16 protein-coding genes, 1 tRNA gene and 2 pseudogenes are annotated in these 18,497 nt (G+C 46.3%); 3 read left to right on the top strand and 16 right to left on the bottom strand.

Annotated features, from left to right (window positions below; translation table 11 throughout):
* Positions 1 to 14 precede the first annotated feature (14 nt).
* From flgA to DX060_RS00950, 7 genes and pseudogenes are all read right to left on the bottom strand, one after another.
* Entirely contained in the window at positions 15 to 692 is a 678-nt protein-coding gene (gene flgA / locus DX060_RS00980; RefSeq protein ID WP_115010735.1) for a flagellar basal body P-ring formation chaperone FlgA, read from the bottom strand.
* Position 693: 1 nt separating this feature from the next.
* Positions 694 to 2,790, bottom strand: a complete 2,097-nt coding sequence (locus DX060_RS00975; RefSeq protein ID WP_115010734.1) for an ATP-dependent helicase — start codon at positions 2,788 to 2,790, stop codon at positions 694 to 696.
* Positions 2,791 to 2,792: 2 nt separating this feature from the next.
* Entirely contained in the window at positions 2,793 to 5,270 is a 2,478-nt protein-coding gene (locus tag DX060_RS00970; protein ID WP_115010733.1) for a tetratricopeptide repeat protein, read from the bottom strand.
* A 13-nt stretch (positions 5,271 to 5,283) separates the two neighbouring features.
* Positions 5,284 to 6,078, bottom strand: a pseudogene (serS, locus tag DX060_RS00965) (serine--tRNA ligase); the annotation flags it as partial.
* A 492-nt stretch (positions 6,079 to 6,570) separates the two neighbouring features.
* Positions 6,571 to 6,891: pseudogene (locus DX060_RS11770) on the bottom strand (serine--tRNA ligase); the annotation flags it as partial.
* 89 nt (positions 6,892 to 6,980) lie between these two features.
* Entirely contained in the window at positions 6,981 to 8,402 is a 1,422-nt protein-coding gene (locus DX060_RS00955; RefSeq protein WP_115010732.1) for a PhoH family protein, read from the bottom strand.
* Between the two features lie 14 nt (positions 8,403 to 8,416).
* Positions 8,417 to 8,626, bottom strand: a complete 210-nt coding sequence (locus tag DX060_RS00950; RefSeq protein ID WP_115010731.1) for an alkylphosphonate utilization protein — start codon at positions 8,624 to 8,626, stop codon at positions 8,417 to 8,419.
* A gap of 199 nt (positions 8,627 to 8,825) precedes the next feature.
* On the opposite strand from DX060_RS00950, the gene DX060_RS12320 reads away from it, so the two are divergent.
* The 3 genes from DX060_RS12320 (at position 8,826) to rplT (ending at position 11,310) form a co-directional block, all read left to right on the top strand.
* Entirely contained in the window at positions 8,826 to 10,583 is a 1,758-nt protein-coding gene (locus tag DX060_RS12320; RefSeq protein ID WP_115010730.1) for a methyl-accepting chemotaxis protein, read from the top strand.
* 112 nt (positions 10,584 to 10,695) lie between these two features.
* Positions 10,696 to 10,890, top strand: coding sequence for a 50S ribosomal protein L35 (gene rpmI / locus DX060_RS00940; RefSeq protein WP_115010729.1), 195 nt, complete (start codon positions 10,696 to 10,698; stop codon positions 10,888 to 10,890).
* A 69-nt stretch (positions 10,891 to 10,959) separates the two neighbouring features.
* On the top strand, positions 10,960 to 11,310 hold the full coding sequence (gene rplT / locus DX060_RS00935; protein WP_115010728.1) for a 50S ribosomal protein L20: 351 nt from the start codon (positions 10,960 to 10,962) through the stop codon (positions 11,308 to 11,310).
* A 141-nt stretch (positions 11,311 to 11,451) separates the two neighbouring features.
* On the opposite strand, the gene DX060_RS00930 is transcribed toward rplT, so the two are convergent.
* The 9 genes from DX060_RS00930 to DX060_RS00890 form a co-directional block, all read right to left on the bottom strand.
* Positions 11,452 to 12,729, bottom strand: a complete 1,278-nt coding sequence (locus DX060_RS00930) for an NAD(P)/FAD-dependent oxidoreductase (protein WP_181814117.1) — start codon at positions 12,727 to 12,729, stop codon at positions 11,452 to 11,454.
* Positions 12,730 to 12,811: 82 nt separating this feature from the next.
* Positions 12,812 to 12,886 (bottom strand) — tRNA-Asn (locus tag DX060_RS00925).
* A gap of 35 nt (positions 12,887 to 12,921) precedes the next feature.
* Positions 12,922 to 14,442: a nucleotide sugar dehydrogenase gene (locus tag DX060_RS00920; RefSeq protein WP_115010726.1), complete on the bottom strand. Its 1,521-nt coding sequence runs from the start codon at positions 14,440 to 14,442 to the stop codon at positions 12,922 to 12,924.
* Positions 14,439 to 15,044 (bottom strand): hypothetical protein, encoded by a 606-nt coding sequence (locus DX060_RS00915; RefSeq protein WP_147278738.1) that lies wholly within the window; start codon positions 15,042 to 15,044, stop codon positions 14,439 to 14,441. The genes DX060_RS00920 and DX060_RS00915 overlap by 4 nt, the downstream gene beginning before the upstream one ends.
* A gap of 16 nt (positions 15,045 to 15,060) precedes the next feature.
* A complete protein-coding gene (locus DX060_RS00910; protein WP_220176682.1) occupies positions 15,061 to 15,642 on the bottom strand; it encodes an acyltransferase in 582 nt (193 codons plus the stop codon).
* Positions 15,643 to 15,644: 2 nt separating this feature from the next.
* Positions 15,645 to 16,421 (bottom strand): glycosyltransferase family 25 protein, encoded by a 777-nt coding sequence (locus DX060_RS00905; protein WP_115010724.1) that lies wholly within the window; start codon positions 16,419 to 16,421, stop codon positions 15,645 to 15,647.
* Between the two features lie 64 nt (positions 16,422 to 16,485).
* Positions 16,486 to 17,211: a UPF0323 family lipoprotein gene (locus DX060_RS00900; RefSeq protein WP_115010723.1), complete on the bottom strand. Its 726-nt coding sequence runs from the start codon at positions 17,209 to 17,211 to the stop codon at positions 16,486 to 16,488.
* Between the two features lie 34 nt (positions 17,212 to 17,245).
* A complete protein-coding gene (locus DX060_RS00895) occupies positions 17,246 to 17,992 on the bottom strand; it encodes a hypothetical protein (protein ID WP_115010722.1) in 747 nt (248 codons plus the stop codon).
* Positions 17,993 to 18,062: 70 nt separating this feature from the next.
* Positions 18,063 to 18,464 carry a DUF4156 domain-containing protein gene (locus DX060_RS00890; RefSeq protein WP_115010721.1) on the bottom strand — a complete coding sequence of 134 codons (402 nt, stop codon included), beginning with the start codon at positions 18,462 to 18,464 and terminating at the stop codon, positions 18,063 to 18,065.
* Positions 18,465 to 18,497: the final 33 nt, after the last annotated feature.

Here is an 18,497-nt window from a genome sequence, read left to right as displayed (position 1 = left end):
GGACCAGATAGAAGCTAGAGAATCTCGGCAGTGCTTTCATCAATAATTTGTGCGCGCAAGATTTTTTGCGTGCTTTGATTGCGGACTTTGATGATGTCGCCTTGTGAGCCATTTTGCAAGGCTTGGACTTGGGTTTGCAAGGTGAGATTATCACTGCGGATAATACCTGTGATCATCTCGCCCTTACGCACTAGCACGCGCTCTTTGACTTTATCTAGCGTGATAAGCCCCCCAGAGCCTATGAGCGATCGCGCCGAGACTTTGCCTAGCGCACTTTGGGGTAGGAGCTTGGTGCTTGTAAGGGTGGAGAGCTTGGCGCGTGTGGTGGCGGTGTTTTGCGTGGTTATATTGACATTGGAGCTAATAAGCCCCGTGGCTTTGATGATAGTAAGCTCGGCTTCGATATTATACGCGATAGGCACAGATAGCACGCTTGTGCCGTTGTGGATTTTGGCTATGAGTGTGCCGCTGGATTTGCTAAGGGCATTGGCAGAGAGTGTGCAGAGATTTGGAGCAGCGCAGGAGAGATTGGGCAGGTCTTTGGCTGAAGGTGGGATTTGTAGGCTGATTTGCGTGATGTGCAGGTCATAGTCTTTGTAGGCGTGCATATAGCTTTGCTCGATGAAGTGTGTAAGAGAGTCTTTGGCACACAAATGCGCACAAAAGCACAGCAAAAGCACAAAAAATCGCATCTCACACCCTTTGCACAAAATCAGCAAGGATCAAGCGGATATTCCCGCCAAAATTTATGCGTAAATACTCCTGCCCGCCCTGCCTACGCACTTCTTGCACCACTCCTAGCCCAAAGATTTTATGACTTACCGCACAGCCCTTGCTAAAGCCACCACTAGAATCCACTTTTGCCCCTCTAGAATCCACGCCCCTAGAATCGCCCCTAGAATCCACTTTTACGCTATCTTCACAAAAGTGGATTCTAGCTTCTTTGAGGAAGCGCGATGGGGCTAGACTCTCTCGCTTGCCTTTGTAAAATCGAGAATGCGCGTGTGAGACAAAGAGTCTCTCCCTAGCGCGCGTGAAGGCTACATAGCCTAGCCGCCGCTCTTCTTGTAGATCGCCCTCTTCACGCAGCAGGGGGAAAAATCCTTCTTCACAGCCTATGATAAACACATAGTCAAACTCCAGCCCCTTAGAGCTATGTACGCTCATACAGCTCACACTCTCGCCCACTTCTACATCACTGCTAGAAGAGAGACTTAGCTCATAGAGCAAATCATCAAGCCCTTGGTGCGGATTTTGCATAAAAAAGTCGCGGAAATAGCCATAAAACTCCTCAATATTTGCCCGCCTATCAATATCATCAGCACTTGTTTGCAAGCGCAAAGCAAAGCTCTCATCAAAGGCGTCTAAAAATCCTAGCGCGCTTTCTTGGAGTTTTGCTTGCAGGATTTCTAGGGTGTCAAAAAGAGCGCGTAGCTGCTTATTTTGCGTGTGTGATAAAGTGGATTCTAGTAGCCCTTGTTTGTAGGCTTCATAGACACTAAGTTTATGCGCACTAGCAGTGCTAAAGATCTTTTCTTGCGCGATTTTGCCAAGGGAGCGTTTGGGGACATTGATGATTCGCGAGAGAGAGAAATCATCATTAAGATTTAGCACCACGCGGAAATATGCTAGCACATCTTTGATCTCTGCTCTTTCATAAAATCTAGTCGCGCCGATAAGTTTATAGGGGATTTTGGCGCGGTTTAAGCCCTCTTCTATACTGCGAGAGAGCGCATTTAGGCGGAAGAGTATGGCGATTTGCGTAGGAGCGATGCCCTGTGCTAAAAGCGTGGTAATGTGGCTGGCTATGGTGTTTGCCTCTGCTACTTCATCAGCATTGCTAAGCAGCACAATTTCATCGCCTTGCCCCCTTGTGCTATGCAGCTCCTTGCCAAGCCTAGAGGTGTTGTGTGCGATAAGGGCGTTTGCCGCGCGTAGAATCGGCTCTTTGGAGCGATAGTTTTGGGCTAGGGTGATGGTCTTTGCGCCAAAAGTTTGCGCAAAGTGCAAGATATGAGAAATATCCGCCCCCCTCCAGCTATAAATGCTTTGGTCATCATCGCCTACGACACAGAGATTGCTATGCGTGGTGCAGAGCTTTTGTAGCAAAGAGACTTGCAAGAAGTTTGTATCTTGGTATTCATCAACCATAATGTATTGGTATCGCTCACTCATCATTGTAGCGATTTCAGTATTGATCGCTAGAATCTCATAGCTCTTTAGCAGTAAATCATCAAAATCAAGCATATTGTTGTCTTCTAAAAATGCCTGATAGGCTTGATAGGCTTTGCTTAGATCTAGGAAATGCTCGCTTTTTGCCTGCTTGCGTGCTTGATCGGGGGGGATAAGCTTGTTTTTGCAGCTAGAGATATAGCCTAGAATCTGGGCAGGGCTAAAGTAGGCAAAGCTAGAATCCAGTTTTTTGATAACGCGCTTTTGATCATCGCTATCAAGCAGTGTGAAGTCGTGTTTGCGCCCTAGGTGGTGGATATGCTCGCGTAAAAAGAGCAGCCCAAAGCGGTGGAAAGTGCAGAGCAAGGGTGGGTGCGGGATCTCTACACCTAAGAGCTGCAATGCTCTAGTGCGCATTTCATTTGCGGCTTTGTTGGTGAAAGTGAGCGTGAGAGTGCATTGGGGCGGGATCCCTACGACTTTGATGAGATAGGCTAGACGCGTGGTGATAGTTTTTGTCTTCCCGCTGCCTGCGCCTGCTAGAATCAATAGCGCGCCATCGATATGCTGGGCTGCCTCTGCTTGGGCTTGGTTTAGCTGGGAGAGTAGTGTGTCCAAGGCTATTGCTCGCTAGTTGGCGGGGCGTTAGATTCTAGCTCATAGGCATAGATTTTTTGCGTATCAATTTGGAAGTCAAAAAACTCCGAGCGAAAGTCAGCTAGTGATACGAAGTTGTAATTTGTCGCAGCGGCTTTGTAGTTTTGGGCTGCTTGATAGAGTAGCCCTAGGGCATAGCGTGCTTCATAGGCGGTGGGGGTTTCCATTTTGGCAAGCTGCAAAAGCAGAGTCGCATCGCCATAATTCCCTGCCCCTACGGCAGATACTGCTGTGAGGAAGCGCGTGTGGCTATCGTTTTCTTGCAGCTCATCAACAAGCATATTAAAAATCGTGTAGGCTTTTTGAAAGTCTTTTTGATAGATATTGATTGTCCCAAGTGTCTGCAACGCCCCGCGCGGGTCGTCATCTTTGGCGGTAAGGTGATTTTGTATAATGCGGGCTTGATTTTGCAAGGAGCCTGTGATAAATCCCGTATAGACATATAGCTCTCTAGGCAACGCCCCGCCATAATACAATGGGCGCAAATCTAGGGTATCGGTATTGAAGAGATTATACATACTAATGCTAATATCTTGCAGGCTCTCGCCAAAGTTTTTGGTAAGCACTGCTAGGATATTAACCACCACATCGTTTGGAAATATCGCTTTAAGGGCGTTGATGTTCTCTAGCATACCTTGCTTGTTTTTGTTTTTAAGCGCATAGACAAATTCTAGTGCATAGAAAATCGGCTCTTTGATTTTGGCTTGCGCGATCCAATCGCTCTCTTGGATTTGGTTGTCATTTAGGTAGTTTAAGAAATTTTCGACAAAGGTGTGCCAAGCGGGGTTTGCTATGTGGTCTTGGATCTCGTGATCTTGGAAAGACTGCACCATATCAAACACCACGCGCTCGGTATCTTTGTGGCTAAATCGCCCTGTAAGCACTGCAAAGATTCCAGAGAGATAGTCGTTTTGATCAAGATAATAAGCGCGGATAAAATGCGCATACGCATCATCATACTGCCCAAGTTGCGCATACACTAGCCCTAGGTTGTAGTATAAAATGGCGTGGTTTGGGTTGGATTTTGTCGCGTTTTTTAAAAATGCCAATGCCTGTCGCAAGTCTTTGGTCTCAAGGGCGACAAGTGTGCGGATAATTTCTCTATCGATTTTAGAAGTTGTCGCAGAGCGCAGAAGGATATTTTTCCCCTCTGTGATATTAAGCTGGGCAAAGTTACTTGCTTGTGTGATTTCTTCTAGAACAAGCTTGGCATCAAACACACGATAGGGAGCGAAATAAAAAAGCATTTTATAGCCGATTTTGTCTTTGTTTTCAAAATCGCGCTCCCAAAATGTCTTTTGGGCGATGCTTACATCAAATAGCTCTGGATTGATGACGACTTTGATAGGGTAGGTTACCTTGGCTATTTCGTGGATCCGCTTATCAGAGGTGATAGAATCTAGGCTTGATGCAGCCGCGGCATAGTTCCCAAGCTTTAGCTCGACAATTTGCAATGCCATAAGGGCTTCTACATCATTGGGGTGGTTTTGTAAGAATCGTATGAGATGTGTTTTTGCCTGGGCGTATTCTGCTTTGCGTGCATAAAGTAGCCCCATAGATTTGTTGTCTTCTGGGTTTGCTGCAGCTTGCAAATGCTCTAGGGCGTTATTATCATCGCCAAAAATGGTGAAAATATGCGCGGCTAGGCGGTGGTTTTGCTCACTAAATTCTAGGGAGTTTGGATTAAGCAGGGGGCTTAAGGTCTCAAAATATTTATCCTCATAGTAGGAGGTAAGCGCATAGGCATAGCTATAAAATGGCTCATTGATAATCTCGCTTAAATTGTCATTAGCGACTTTGACATAATGCCCATATAAATCAAATCGATCTATTTTAAACGCCGCTACTGCCGCGTTGATAGCACTTGCAGAGATATTTTGCCCGGTTTGGATACTTTCATTATATGCAGCAATGGCATCGTGATAGAGCTGGGATTTTAGCTCCATTGTGCCTAGGTTGTAATTAGCGATTGATTGCGAAAAGTCAGCGATTTTGCGAAAGACTTCATAGGCTTCTTGTCGATAGCCTTGATCATAGAGGACATTGCCTTTGATGATGAGATTATCGACACTAGAGTCTTGGGCTTCATCATCTGGGGCTGGCAGTGGCGTGGCTAGGAGTTTATGCACTTCTTCTTGGGAGATTTCATTGCTTACACTCTCTTGGGGGGTTTGCTTGGGGGATTTGGTGGATTTACTAGGCATAAGTGCTAAAATCAGCAGCAAAAGCAGCAAGACAATCAATAACGCCGTGCCACCTAGCACACTATATAGCAGGACTTTGTTTTGCTTGAATTTTTGCACTAAGGGGTGATCTATGGCTGCTATCTTGTCAAGTAGCCCTTGCATAGGGGCAAGCACACCTTGCAGTTTAGAAGCTAAGCTTGCTTTAGGCTCTGTATCTGGGGCTTGCTCTTCTTGGATACTATTGATGTCTGCCATAATATAGCTCTAGTTATAGGTAGGGTTCTAGGACTTTGGGGATAGCTATGGAGCCATCTTTTTGCTGATAGTTTTCCATAATCGCCACAAGCGTGCGCCCTACGGCTAGGGAAGAGCCATTAAGCGTGTGGGCGAAGTGATTTTTGCCATTTTCTTTGTAGCGGATTTTGGCACGGCGTGCTTGGAAGTCGCGCGTGTTGCTCACAGAGCTTATCTCGCGGTAGCAGCCTTGTCCTGGTAGCCAGACTTCTATATCAATGGTATTGCTCGCGCTAAAGCCCAAATCCCCACTACATAGCCGCATAAAGCGATGAGGTAGCTCTAAATCGCTTAGGATTTTGCTAGCGGTGCGTAGCATTAACTCTTGCATAGCATCGCTTTGGCTTGGGTGCGTTATGGCGACTAGCTCGACTTTGTCGAATTGATGCTCACGGATAATGCCCCTTGTATCGCGCCCTGCACTGCCGGCTTCTTTGCGGAAGCAGGGGGTTTGTGCGGTTAGGCAAATAGGCAGATCTTTGGCACTAATAATGCAGTCGTTGTAGAGATTGGTTAGGGTGATTTCTGAAGTGGAGATGAGGTAGAGGCTGTGTCCTTTTTGTTTTCCCCTAGAATCCACTTTTTGCGTTTTTGGCGTTGGCTTTTTGCGATAAATTGTAGATTCTGCGGCGCGGGCTTGCTCATTACCGCTAAGGTAACTCCCTTCGCCCGCGCCTTGAAAACTACAATTTACTAAAGAAACTGCGGCTGCGCCTTGTTTTCTCATCAAAAATCCTGCCGCCTGCGACTTTTTATCAAACGCGCTTTCTGTTTTTTCGTTCAGCGTTTCTACACTTTGAGCGTTTTCTCTAGAATCCACTTTTTTACCCTGCTGCTTGCTTAGAGTTGTAGCATTTTCAAAAGTGGATTCTAGGTTTTGTGTCTCACTCCTAGAATCCACTTCTTCGCCGCAGATCTTAAACATATCATCTTCAAATTTTGGCAGCTGCCCCGTGCCAAAGAGCATAGCACTATTGACAATCACCGGCGTGCTGACAAGCTCAAAGCCTGCTTTGCGATTGCTATCTATCATAAAGTTTATAAGCGCGCGCGAGAGTAGCGCACCTTGTCCGCGTAGCACTGAAAAGCGACTTTTAGCCAGCTTCACGCCAGCGGCAAAGTCAATCCAGCCATTTTGCTCTGCTAGCTCAAAATGCTCCTTAGGAGTGAAGTCAAACTCCCTAGGGGTAAGAATCCGCTTAAGCTCGACATTCTCGCTCTCATCTGCGCCTTCTGGTGTGTGAGAATCCGGGAGATTAGGGATAGTGGCAAGGCTAGATTCTAGCTCTTCTTGCAAGGCTCGCACGACTTCTTGCTCACGGGCGATATTTTGCTTATTTGCTTCTAGCTCTTGGCGCAAAGGCTCTAGCACACTAGAATCCACTTTTTGCGCCTTTTGCGCGCCAAAGAGCTTGGAGTTTTTGTTTTGCAGCTCTTGGAGAGATTCTAGGGACTGCTTGGCGTGCTTAAGCTTAGTGGCTAAGGCACTTAGAGCTTGCAAGCTACTAGAATCTACCTGCTTCTTGCTAAGGGCTAGGGCTACACTATCAAAATCGTGTAGCAAAAGTTTTATATCTATCATTATTGACCTTGAAAAGTGGGAGTTGCTCTGTGATTTTAGCAAAAAGCGCGAGTTTTTGCACGCTCTTATACTAGCCCTAGCACACTAGCCTAAAAGCTTTCCCCAAACCACTGGGCTATGGAGCTGCGGATCGTCTGGCGCAGCTGGATTCCAGCGATAGTGTCTGTGGCTAGGGCTTTTTGCAGTAGGCTCACTGCGCCATTGCGGAATTTGCTTAGGTATGGGTGATCTATCTGCGCCCAATCGCCTAGAAACACGATCCTGCTATCATCGCCAAGCCTTGTGCCGATGAGCTTGATCGTGGCATTTGGGGCATTTTGCACTTCATCAAATATCACAAACTTCTTGCGGATAGTGATCCCTCTAGCGTGGGCTATATCGATCACTTGGATATTATGCTTTTTCAAAAAATATTCCGTGGCATCTTCTTTGTGGATTGTATTGACATTGCCGCGGTATTCAAGGTAGCTTTTGAGCGAGCTAGAGCGCAAGGAATCAATGATGAAATTGATAGCACTATACAAAGGATACATAAAGTAGCCTAGCTTTTGGTCTTCATCGCCCTTGCGGAATCCTAGCTCGGCTTCTTTGTCATTAGCGGTGATAGTATTGCGGATATAGATAATCCCATCAACTACTTCTTGCTTAAGTAGCTCTAGCCCTGCTTGGAGGGCGATGAGCGTCTTGCCAGAGCCTGTGGAGCCTGTGGCTATGGTGGCGATATTGTGCGGGTGGGTAAGCAGGCAGAAAAGCATTTTTTGATCTAAATTTATGGGCGTGATATAGGGGGCTGCTTCTTCTATCATCGTATCGACATCCCACTCTTCAAAGCGACCTTGTCGCTTTATGCCAAAGCGTTTTTTCCCCGTGAGATAAAGCGAGCTATCGGTGTTATCTTGCTCATCGATGTGGATTAGACTCCACTCTTTTAGAGCTTTAAATGTCTTTGTTTTTTCTAGTTGAGAAAAAGGCGCGTCTTTATGGAGTAAAAAGCTATGCCAAAAGTTGATTTCACTAGGATTTTCCACGCGATCGCGGAAGAGTGATTGGGCGTTTAGCCCGCTTGCTTTGGAGCGGATTTTTAGGGCTATATCGTTGGTGAGTAAGATAAGCTTATAGTCTTTGGCTATTTCGGCGATCCTTGCGTCATTTAGCCCGTATTCTAGCTGCTTTGTCTTGTAGCTTGGGCGGTAGATTATGGTGATAGGGATTGTGCCTTGCTTGCTCTCATAGTAGGCAGTGCAAAGGAAGTCTTGCTCCTTTGGGGGGAATGGCAGCTCTTGCTTGCTTGCTTTGGCACCGCTTGTGCCGTGCTTATCAAAGTCCCCAATATTGCGGAAAAATTCTCGCGCAAGAAAGCCCACTTCGTGGGAAGTTTTCTTTCTATCAAGCTCTTCTAGCACGACATCGCTAATGCAGAGATGATTTTTGCCATTGTCATATAAATGCACGATATTTTCTGGGTCATCGAGTATGATAGAAGTGTCGATTAGGTAGGATTTTTTCGCCATTGTGTAGCCTGAGATTATGCCTTTTTGATGAAGCAAGTCTTTAGCACGATTTGCCCAAATTTGGGCAGCCTAACTTCTATCTCATCATCATTGTCGCCAATGCGGATATTTTTGATCATTGTGCCGCGCTTTAGGGTGCTTGAAGTGCCTTTGACTTTAAGGTCTTTGGTGATAGTTACGCTATCGCCTGTGCTAAGTGGGGTTCCGTTGGCATCTTTTGGCATTGTGTCTCCTTGGGGGGTTATGATTGCCTATGTGGTCGCAAATTATAGCGCAAATGCCCAAATACTAGAATCCACTATGGTATTTGCTTACTATTTTGCATATTGAAGTATAGATTAGCCATAGATTTTGTAGCATTTGTGTGGATTTATGCTACTCTTTTTGATACGGCGTTTATGTGGATCAGTTCAAGGAGTGGCTATGAAGTTTTACAAGAATCTCTCGCTTAAATCAAAGTTTTTGACATTGGTTATCGGCTTTTTGGTAGCGTTTGTCATATTTTTGGTATTGACAATTTTAGGAGAGGAGAAATCCTCTAAACACACGCAAGCCCAAGTCATAGCGATGTTACAAAAAGAGATTGAAGCCAAAATCAAGCTTGGCACAGATTCTATGGCTAGCGCATTGGGAGAGCTTGTAAAAGGGCTAGATGAAAAGGAGCAAATAGCCATCATCGCAAAAGCTATCGATAAATTTAACTTTGAAGAAGACAAGTCTGGCTACTACTTTGCTTTTCAAAAAGGGGTGAATGTCGCCCACCCAAACCGCAAAGACATTATCGGCACTTCGCTGTGGGATTCTAAAGATAGCAATGGTGTGTATTATATACGAGAGCTATTTGAGAGTGCAAAAAGCCAAAGTAAAGACGGGAAGTTTGTGTATTACATATTTTCTAAGCCACTGCCACAAGGCGGGCATATAGATGCACCTAAAATCGCTTACGCACAGCTTATCCCTAATACAAAGGATATTTGGATTTCAACGGGTGTGTATATTGATATGCTAGAGCCTTATACGCAAAGTGCTTCGCAAGGGATTTTGGACGAGATTTCCCAAACACTTTATAGCAATATAGCCATTTCTATGGTGGCGTTTTTGCTTATCTTTTTCCCATCAATGTGGCTCTTTTACAGCACGCATTTACGCGGGATTTTAAGCTTACAGCACAATGTCTTTGCCTTTTTTGCTTATCTCAATCACGAGAGCAAGCAGATGGACTCTATCCCGCTAGATTCTAAAGATGAAATCGGTCGTATGGCAAAGGCGATTGATGAGAATGTCAAACGCACACAAGAAGGACTCAAAAAAGATTCTAATCTTGTGCGTGATGTGCTAGGTGTCGTAGAAGAGGCAAAGGAAGGGCGATTTGGCTCTGTGATAGAAAATACAAGCCTAAATCCGCAAATTAATGAGCTAAAAGATGCGATAAATCAAATGTCTCACACACTTTTAAATCTTGTGGGAGAGAATCTCAAAAATCCCGCACGCGTCTTTGAAGCGTATAAAAATAATGACTTTACCGACAGGATAGAAAACCCCAGAGGGCTTGAGAATGCGATAAATAGCTTAGGCGATTCTATGGCAAGTATGCTAACTATCTCTAAAAGCTATGCAAACGAGCTTGATAAGAAATCAAAAGAGCTAGAATCTTCGGTGCTTGAGCTTACAGAGAGTGCCAATACACAAAGCTCATCACTCGCACAAACCGCCGCGCTCACAGAAGAAATAGCCCAATCTATGCAAAGCGTGAGCAGCCGCACAAATGAAGTCATCGCACAAAGTGAGGATATTAAAAATGTCATCGGTATCATACGCGATATAGCCGATCAAACAAATCTTTTGGCTTTGAATGCCGCTATTGAAGCTGCAAGGGCAGGAGAGCACGGCAGAGGTTTTGCGGTCGTTGCTGATGAGGTGAGAAAGCTAGCCGAAAGAACGCAAAAGTCCCTAGGTGAAATTGAAGCAAATACAAATCTTTTGGTGCAGAGTATCAACGATATGGCAGAGTCTATCAAAGAACAAGCAGAAGGTGTAACGCAAATCAATGACACCATTTCACAATTAGAGGGTATCACGCAGCAAAATGTAAAAATTGCCAATCATTCACGCGATATAAGCACAGCATTAGATAATGTCGCAGTAAAAATTTTAGATGATGTGAATAGTAAGAAATTTTAGTCAAGCCTTAGCCCAAGCTATAAAGAAGTTTTTAGAAAAATCGTGTTAGAATCCGCGCTTATTTTGTCGCTTAAAGACTTAAGCGCGGTATATCTTATGAAAGGAGACGACAATGCCAAAGATGAAAACAAATCGTGGGGCAGCCAAACGCTTTAAGTGTAAGAAAAACCTTATCAAGCGTGGGTCGGCGTTTCGCAGTCATATCTTGACAAAGAAATCGCCAAAGCGTAAAGCACGGCTAAAATCCCCGCATTTCGTGCATAGTGCAAATATGGATTCTGTGAAGAGTCTTTTGTGCCAAGCATAAGTTGAAGTCCCCCTATTTTAGGGAAAGATTAGCAAGAGCTACACCTACATACTAGGTCAAGGAGAGAAAATGAGAGTTAAAACAGGCGTTGTCAGACGCAGAAGACACAAAAAAGTCCTAAAGCTAGCCCGTGGATTTTACAGCGGGCGCAGGAAGCATTTCCGCAAGGCAAAGGAGCAATTAGAGCGAAGTTTGTGCTATGCGTTTCGAGATAGGAAGCAGAAAAAACGAGATTTTAGAAGCTTATGGATTGTGCGCATAAATGCAGCGTGTAGAATCAATGATATAAGCTACTCTAAGTTTATCTATGGGCTAAAGCGCGCAAATATCGAGCTTGACAGAAAGATCTTGGCTGATATGGCGATGAATGATCCCCAAGCATTTGGCGCGATTGTCCAGCAGGCAAAAGCCGCCCTATAATCTTAAGAATCCTATCGCGCAAGCGGTAGGATCAATCACCCCCACTTCTCTAAAACTTGATTCCCCCCACTTATAAGCCAACCTAGCCTTAAGATCTAAGCGATATGTATAGGCGCATTGCCACATCGTGCGCTAGATTGACTAACGCCTTTTGCGGATACTCCTACGCCAACGCCACTCTACGGCGCGTTTGAGTGCTATGGCAATAAACCCAGAGAAGCTTTTGCCCGCGATTTCTCCTATACCATAGCAAGAGCCAAGTGAGCAGATCGTGCCTTGTGGCTCATAGGCAAAGGGCGGGATTTGCTCGCTAGCGTGCCTGCTAGAATCCACTTTAGCAGAGTCTTTGGCAGCGTATTGTTGTAGATATGCTGGCAAAATGCTTGCTAGATAGATCCCTTGCTGCTGGGCTAGCTGGGCAGTAGGCGGATAGAACCGCTGGGTCTTTTCATCAAGCAATGCCCCGCAATCCCCAAGCACAAAGATAGAATCCATATCAATAGGCGTGCTAGATTCTGGGGCTTCTTCTGTGGAGAGAGATTTGGGGTGGAGGTAAGGGGTGATTACAAGCTTAGATTTTGGCGTGGCAAAGGAATTAGCGATGACAAGATTGCCCTGCACGCCCGCGGTCCATATCACGCAAAATGACTCGATTAGCTCTGTTTGTGGCTCTTTTTGTTCTTGATTTGTGCTAGGGAGTGCGATTTGCACGCCATTTTCTTGCACGGATAAGATCTTGCTAGAGGTGCGCACATTGACCCCTAGCTTCTCTAAATATTTACGCCCCTTTTGGGCTAGCTTGGACGCAAACATCGGCAGCACTGTATCTAGGGCTTCTATACACACGCATTCTATCGCCTTTTGTATCCCTAGCTTTTTGGCTTGGCGTGGGATCTCTTGGGCAAGTGTCGCCACAAGCTCACACCCGCTAAATCCCCCACCACACACCACAAAGCGCAGATACCGCTCATCATTAGTGCGTATATAGGCGTGAAGATTTTCTTCTATCCTAGTGCGGATTGCTTTGGCTTGGTGGTAGCTAGTAAGTGGCAGAGCATACTCACTCACACCCTTTATGCCAAAGCTATCGCTAGCAAACCCTAGCCCAATGACTAGCACATCATAGTGGTATGTGCCATTATCGCAAATGATACTTTTATCGCTTGCGTTGATTGTCTGCACGCAATCTTGCACGATCGCTATGTCTTTGGGGATAATATCTTGCAAGGGGTGCAAAATTTCTCTATCTTTATAGCCACTTACTACTTCGTGCAGCAAGACACTTTCATAATGTGCAGACTCTTTTGTGATAAGCGTCCATCGCGCAGTGTTGTAGATAGATTTTGGCAAATTAGCAATACAAGCAAGGCTTGCATATCCAGCACCTAGTATTATGATATGTGGGGCGTTACTTTTCATAGTATGTCCTTGTGTAAGTAGAAATCTAAGTTGCATAAATGTATCATAAATTACTTAAACGAGTAGAATAAATAGAAAGAAGTGGCTCCGGATGCAGGATTCGAACCTGCGACCAAGCGGTTAACAGCCGCCTACTCTACCGCTGAGCTAATCCGGAATGCGTGAAGTAAAACGCGTATTTTATGGAAAAACTTATGCCTTGTCAAGGGAGATAGACATAAAGACTCCGTTGATTTTGCAAAAGCGTTGAAAATCTATCGCGCTATCGCAGCTATGGATCACATTGCACAGCACGCCATCATAGCTATGTGCTAGAAGCTGGCTAGATTCTAGCACGCTAATGCCATACTCTAGCCTTGCTTGCTCTTTGTCTATAAGAGAGTCTATCACTTCTACTTCTAAGCCCAATGCCCCTAGCTCATCGCATAAATTTGGCACTAAGGTATTGCGCATATCTTTGCAATCTTTTTTAAAGGCAAAGCCCACGACAAGCACCCTAGCACCTTGCAGCTCAATCCCAGAGGATTCTAGCTGCTTGACAAACTTGCTAGCGATGAAGCGCGGCATCGCTTCATTAGTCTGCCTGCTGCTTGTGATAATCTGCGGGGCAAAGCCCTTAAGCTCGGCGATATAGGAGAGGTAGTAAGGATCGACACTAATGCAATGCCCCCCCACAAGCCCGGGATAAAACGGCAGGAAATTCCACTTGCTGCGTGCTGCTTGCAAGATCTCTGCCATATCAAGCCCAAGTGTATCAAAGAGCATATACGCTTCATTCATAAAGGCGATATTGATGTCGCGCTGGGCGTTTTCTAAGGCTTTGCTCGCTTCGGCTACCTCGATACTAGAGACACAATGCGTGCCAGCAGGGATCACGCTCGCATAGAGCTTGTCGATTATGGCAGCAGATTCTGGAGTGGAGCCTGAAGTGATTTTCACCACTTGGCTTAGGCGGTGCGCTTTATCGGCTGGATTGATACGCTCTGGCGAGTAGCCCACAAAAAAGTCGCGATTAAGCTCTAAATCGCTAGTGGATTCTAGCAGCGGCACACAAAAGGTGCGCGTGCAAGTGGGGTAGGTGGTGGATTCAAACACGACAATATCCCCCACCTTTAGCACAGAGCCTACAAGCTCGCACGCGCTTTGCAGGTAGGAGAGATCTGGGAGCTTATCGTGGGTGATAGGCGTGGGGACGGCGATGAGATAGATAGTGGCTTGTGCTAGGTGCTTTGGATCATTGCTAAAGTGTGCTAAAGGGGCTTGCAAGAAGTCTTGCAAAGTGCATTCACCGCTAGAATCTAGCTTTTGTTGTAGCTCGTTTATGCGTGTAGGGTTTATATCAAAGCCTATGGTGGGGTATTGTCTGCCAAAGGTTAGGGCTAGGGGTAGCCCCACATAGCCAAGACCGATGATGGCTATGGTGCGGGGCGTTGGCTTTTGAGTGCTTTTGAGGGATTCTGCGGCGTGGGCTTGCTCATTACCACTCAAGGTAAATCCCTTCGCCCCCGCCTTGAAAACCCCCAAAATCATCGCAAAATCCTTCCGCCTGCGACTTGGTTTGTTGGGCGTTGGCTTTTCTAAAGAAACCTGCGAGCTCACGCTCGCACCGCTTTGCTTGTTTTGCGCGCTTTTACTAAAGAAACATCGGCTATCACCGACCGCTTCGCTTGTTTTGGTGGATTCTGCGGCGGGGGCTTGCTCATTACCACTCAAGGTAAATCCCTTCGCCCACGCCTTGAAAACAAGGGATACCGCTCGGCGTTAGCCGATGTTTCTTTAGAAAATCCTTCCGCCTGCGGCTTTTTATCAAACACGATTTCTGTTTTTTCATCTTGCGGCGTGGTATCAAAAACACGATTTCCGTCATTGCGAGATTTTGCGTTAGCAAAATCGTGGCAATCCATTTTTTTTGCGGTAGCAAAAATAGCGGTGTTATGAAAAATCCTAGAATCCACTTTGTGCGTTTTTGCGGTGGTGGGATTATCAAAAGTGGATTCTAGGGATTGTGTCTTTGTTTGTATGGATTGCCACGCTTTGCCTCGCAAAGCTCGCAATGACAGAAAATGAGCTTGCTTGCTAGAATCCACTTTTTGAATATCGGTAGTTTTTTTATTTTCAGCTTGTTTTTCTTCTTCTAGGATTCTAGGAATTCTAAAGAAACCTGCTTGCGTGCCCCCGCCTTGCACCGCTGTCGCTTGTTTTCTAAAGAAGCTTCGCTTTGCGGTGGTGCTAGTGGTGCTTTTTGTGGATTTTAGGGCAGAGCAAGAGTCTGCGGTTGTCCTAAAATCCACAAAATCGCCGCTATGATTACCCAAAACCCAATCCCTTTTTTTAGACTTCACGCACGACACCATTTTCTAATATATACCCTCTCCCATCATAAATGCTCCTAGCAAAGCCCCCCTCATCAAACCTAAGCCTAGCCCCAGATCTATCCACAAAGCCGATAAGCCTAGCAGGGTTGCCCACCATAAGCGCGTAGCTTGGCACAGATTCTAGCACCACACTCCCTGCACCAATGAGTGCAAACTCGCCTATTTCTATGCCGCAAAGTATCGTGGCATTTGCGCCGATAGAGCAGCCTTTGTGCAAGAGTGTGGGGAGAAACTCACTCTTGCGATTGATGAAAGCGCGTGGGGTCAAAACATTGGTAAATACTACACTTGGACCCACAAAGACTTCATCGCACAGCCGCACGCCTTCATAAATACTGACATTATTTTGGATTTTACAGCCACTGCCGATAGAGACATTTGCGCCGATACAGCACCCCTGCCCGATGACACAATCACGCCCTATCACGCTGCCGCGCAAAATATGACAAAAATGCCAGATCTTGCTGCCTGCGCCGATTGCTACATCTTCATCGATTATGCTGCTTGAGTGGATCAGCGCGCCATTTACTTCTCGCACTGCTACTGCCCTTTGGCAAGGAGCTTGCACGCACGCAAAGATTTTTGGGCAAAGAGCCGCATACGCACATCGCGGTAGAGTCTATGCAGCTCGCGCAGCAGCACGAAGCGATAGTAGAAGCCCTTATCCTTTGGCTGGTGCTCTGGCTTGCCTATGGTGGATCGCTCATCTAGCTCGCTAATCTCTGCGATATGCGGGAGGTAGAGCATTTCAGCGACATTATGCAAGTAAGAAAAGCTCATATAATAATCCACCGCGACAAAGATTTTCTCCGCGCTTTTGATGAGCTTTGCCGCGCCACTTGGGGAGATGTAGTAGCCAGAAGCCCCTAGTATAAGCTTAGGAGCTAGGGCGAAACGCTCTTGGATAAGATACATTGTATGCCAAGTCCGCCACGCTAGGCGGACATACTCATAGGGGCTTTGCGCGATTGAGAGCACACCTTCCCCAAAGCCAGCGCAAAAGCGTATATCATCTTCTAGCACGATGATCCCTTCTCCTAGCTCTACGCATTTTTGCCACAGCGCGTAGTGTGAGGCAAAGCACGCTAGCTCTGTCTCTCGCACCGCCCTAGCCTTATATACCCCAGCCCAAAATGGACAATACCGCGTGATAAAGCCACTTTCTCTAATGTCTTTAGGCGTTATAGCTTGGAAAAATGTGAAATTAAGCTTTTCTTGCAAATGCGGCTCTTTGGCAAAAAGCTCGGCGATATGTGCCTCCATACTTGCCCTGCGATCAAGGGAGCGGGCAAGGTTTATGACAAAGCATTGCAGCATAAATTCTACTCTCCTTTACTATTGCGATTACTTACTATTGCGATTGCTGGATTCTAGCGGCTTGCTAGCTGCCAAAGCCACTTTGCGTGCTTCTTGGGCTTGTCGCGCCTTTGGCGGTGTTTTGGGCGGCGTTGTTTTGGTAGAATCCACCTTTTGCATTACTTGGCGTAGCCCCTGCTCTTGGGGAGTTTGTAGCACCTTGCTTGAAGTTATTTGCGCTGCGCTCATAGGCTTGGGGGGATTTGTAGTTGCGCTGCTTGTTTTGCTGGTAGTTTGGGTTGTTAAAAAGCTTGTTGCCGATGTAGCTTCCTAGCAGTGCGCCTGCTGCGCTTGCTAGGATCGCGCCTCCTAGCCCTAGCCCTCCGCTGCCACTTTGCTCACCTGCACCCCCTGCTGCTGGGGCTAGTAGCTCGCTTGTGCCATTCTCCACGCGTGCGGCTTCTTTTTTGATAAGCTCATCGACTTCCTCATCGCTTAGAATCCGCTCTGTTCCAGATTTGTCGCGCACGACCACGCGCGTGGTGGCACTTGGGTATTCTTCTAGGACTTTGTAGCTGCCATCTAGCTGCTCTTCTACGATGACAAACGCCCCTTGCTTGATGGCTTGGCTTGGGGTTTGGCTATTTGATGTTTGATTGCTTGATACAAAGTCTTGCTCTCTAGGATTATCGCAGCCTAGCAGAGCGACTAGCACAAGCGCGCTGCTACTGCCTATCATCGCAAAATCCGCGATTTTCCTATGTGGCGATTTGCGTGGTGATGAGTTTGTGCTATGTGTGGGCTTTTTCATCATTGCTCCTTAGTCAAAGTATCAAAAGTGGATTCTAGCGCAAAGGCTCATAGATAAATGGCACGCCCTCTACAAGCCCTGATTCTCTAATGCTATTTGTTATGCGTAGCACTTGGCTATATGCTTTGTCATTAGCGGGTGGGTTTGTAGGCTCATAGGTGCGTGCATAGATTTTGCGCAAGGTTTGGATCTGGTCTTTAGGCGTCTTGGCAGAAGGGATTTGCCTGATAATATCTGCTGCTTTGTAGAGAGAGTCCTGCCCTAGCAGCCCTATCGGGACTATGACAATCGTGTGGGTTTTAAGCCGCTCTTCTATGTGTGCTAGCTCTTCTTGGCAGTGGCTACACATAGGGTCTGAGATGATGTAGAGCTTTTTTGTATTCGCGCCGGTTATGGTTATGGCATAGTCTGTGGGGATAGAGGCAAAAAGCTCATTAAGCTTGGCGGAGTTCTGGGCTTTGAAATTATGGCTGCTTATGGCGTTTAGCTCCTGCTGCACGCGCTTCATCGCTGCTTCATTGCTGCTAAAAAACGCGCTTGCTACCACTAGGTTTTGCTGCTTCTCATCGCTTATAAGGAGAGTTTTGTAGCCATTTGTTTTATCTTGGATAGTGAGCAAGAAGAGATTGCTGGATTCTAAGGGGCTAAAGCTCACTACTTCTAAGCTGCGCTTGGTTTTTGACTCTAGGAGATTTTTCGCGGTGGTGGCATCGCTTGGGGCGGCATAGATTACCCCTAGAAACGCCATAAAAGCGGCGATATATATATGCGTCTTTTTCATTTGCTTCCTTTGTCTTTGGCTGTAAAGCGCAATAATGCCATAGAAAATCTAACGCTTGCCCACGCGCCCACTAGAGCCTGCAGCGATACACTTCGGCGTAGATGATGTATTCATCGATTTTGTTAGCGGTATTGTCATTTGCCAGCCCCATTTTAAACTGATAGTCCGCCCCTAGGTAGCGCGACTCTGTGTGTAGCACAAGAGCGGCATTGCCCCCAAAGCGCACGGCTTTGTTGCGTAGGTCATTTTCCGCGCCGGCTATGGCGGCAAGGAGCTTTATGCCATAGCCTTTGGTATTGACAACCCCTGAAGTCTCTGTGATATACACGCAGTCTTTGAGCGATGATTTACCGCGATAGATTTTGACATTTATGGCATTTTGGGTGAGTTTTGGAGGCTTGTAGCACGCGCTAAGCATACTTGCTACAAATAGCCCCACTAAGGCTAGGGCAATGTGATAAGAGTATTTCATAATCTATCCTTACAGGCGTATTTATGCTAGATA

The sequence above is a fragment of the Helicobacter canis genome (assembly GCF_900451095.1).
Lineage (GTDB): Bacteria > Campylobacterota > Campylobacteria > Campylobacterales > Helicobacteraceae > Helicobacter_B > Helicobacter_B zhangjianzhongii.
The sequence above is the reverse complement of the archived record's forward strand: the minus strand, read 5'-3'. Positions and strand labels throughout refer to the sequence as shown.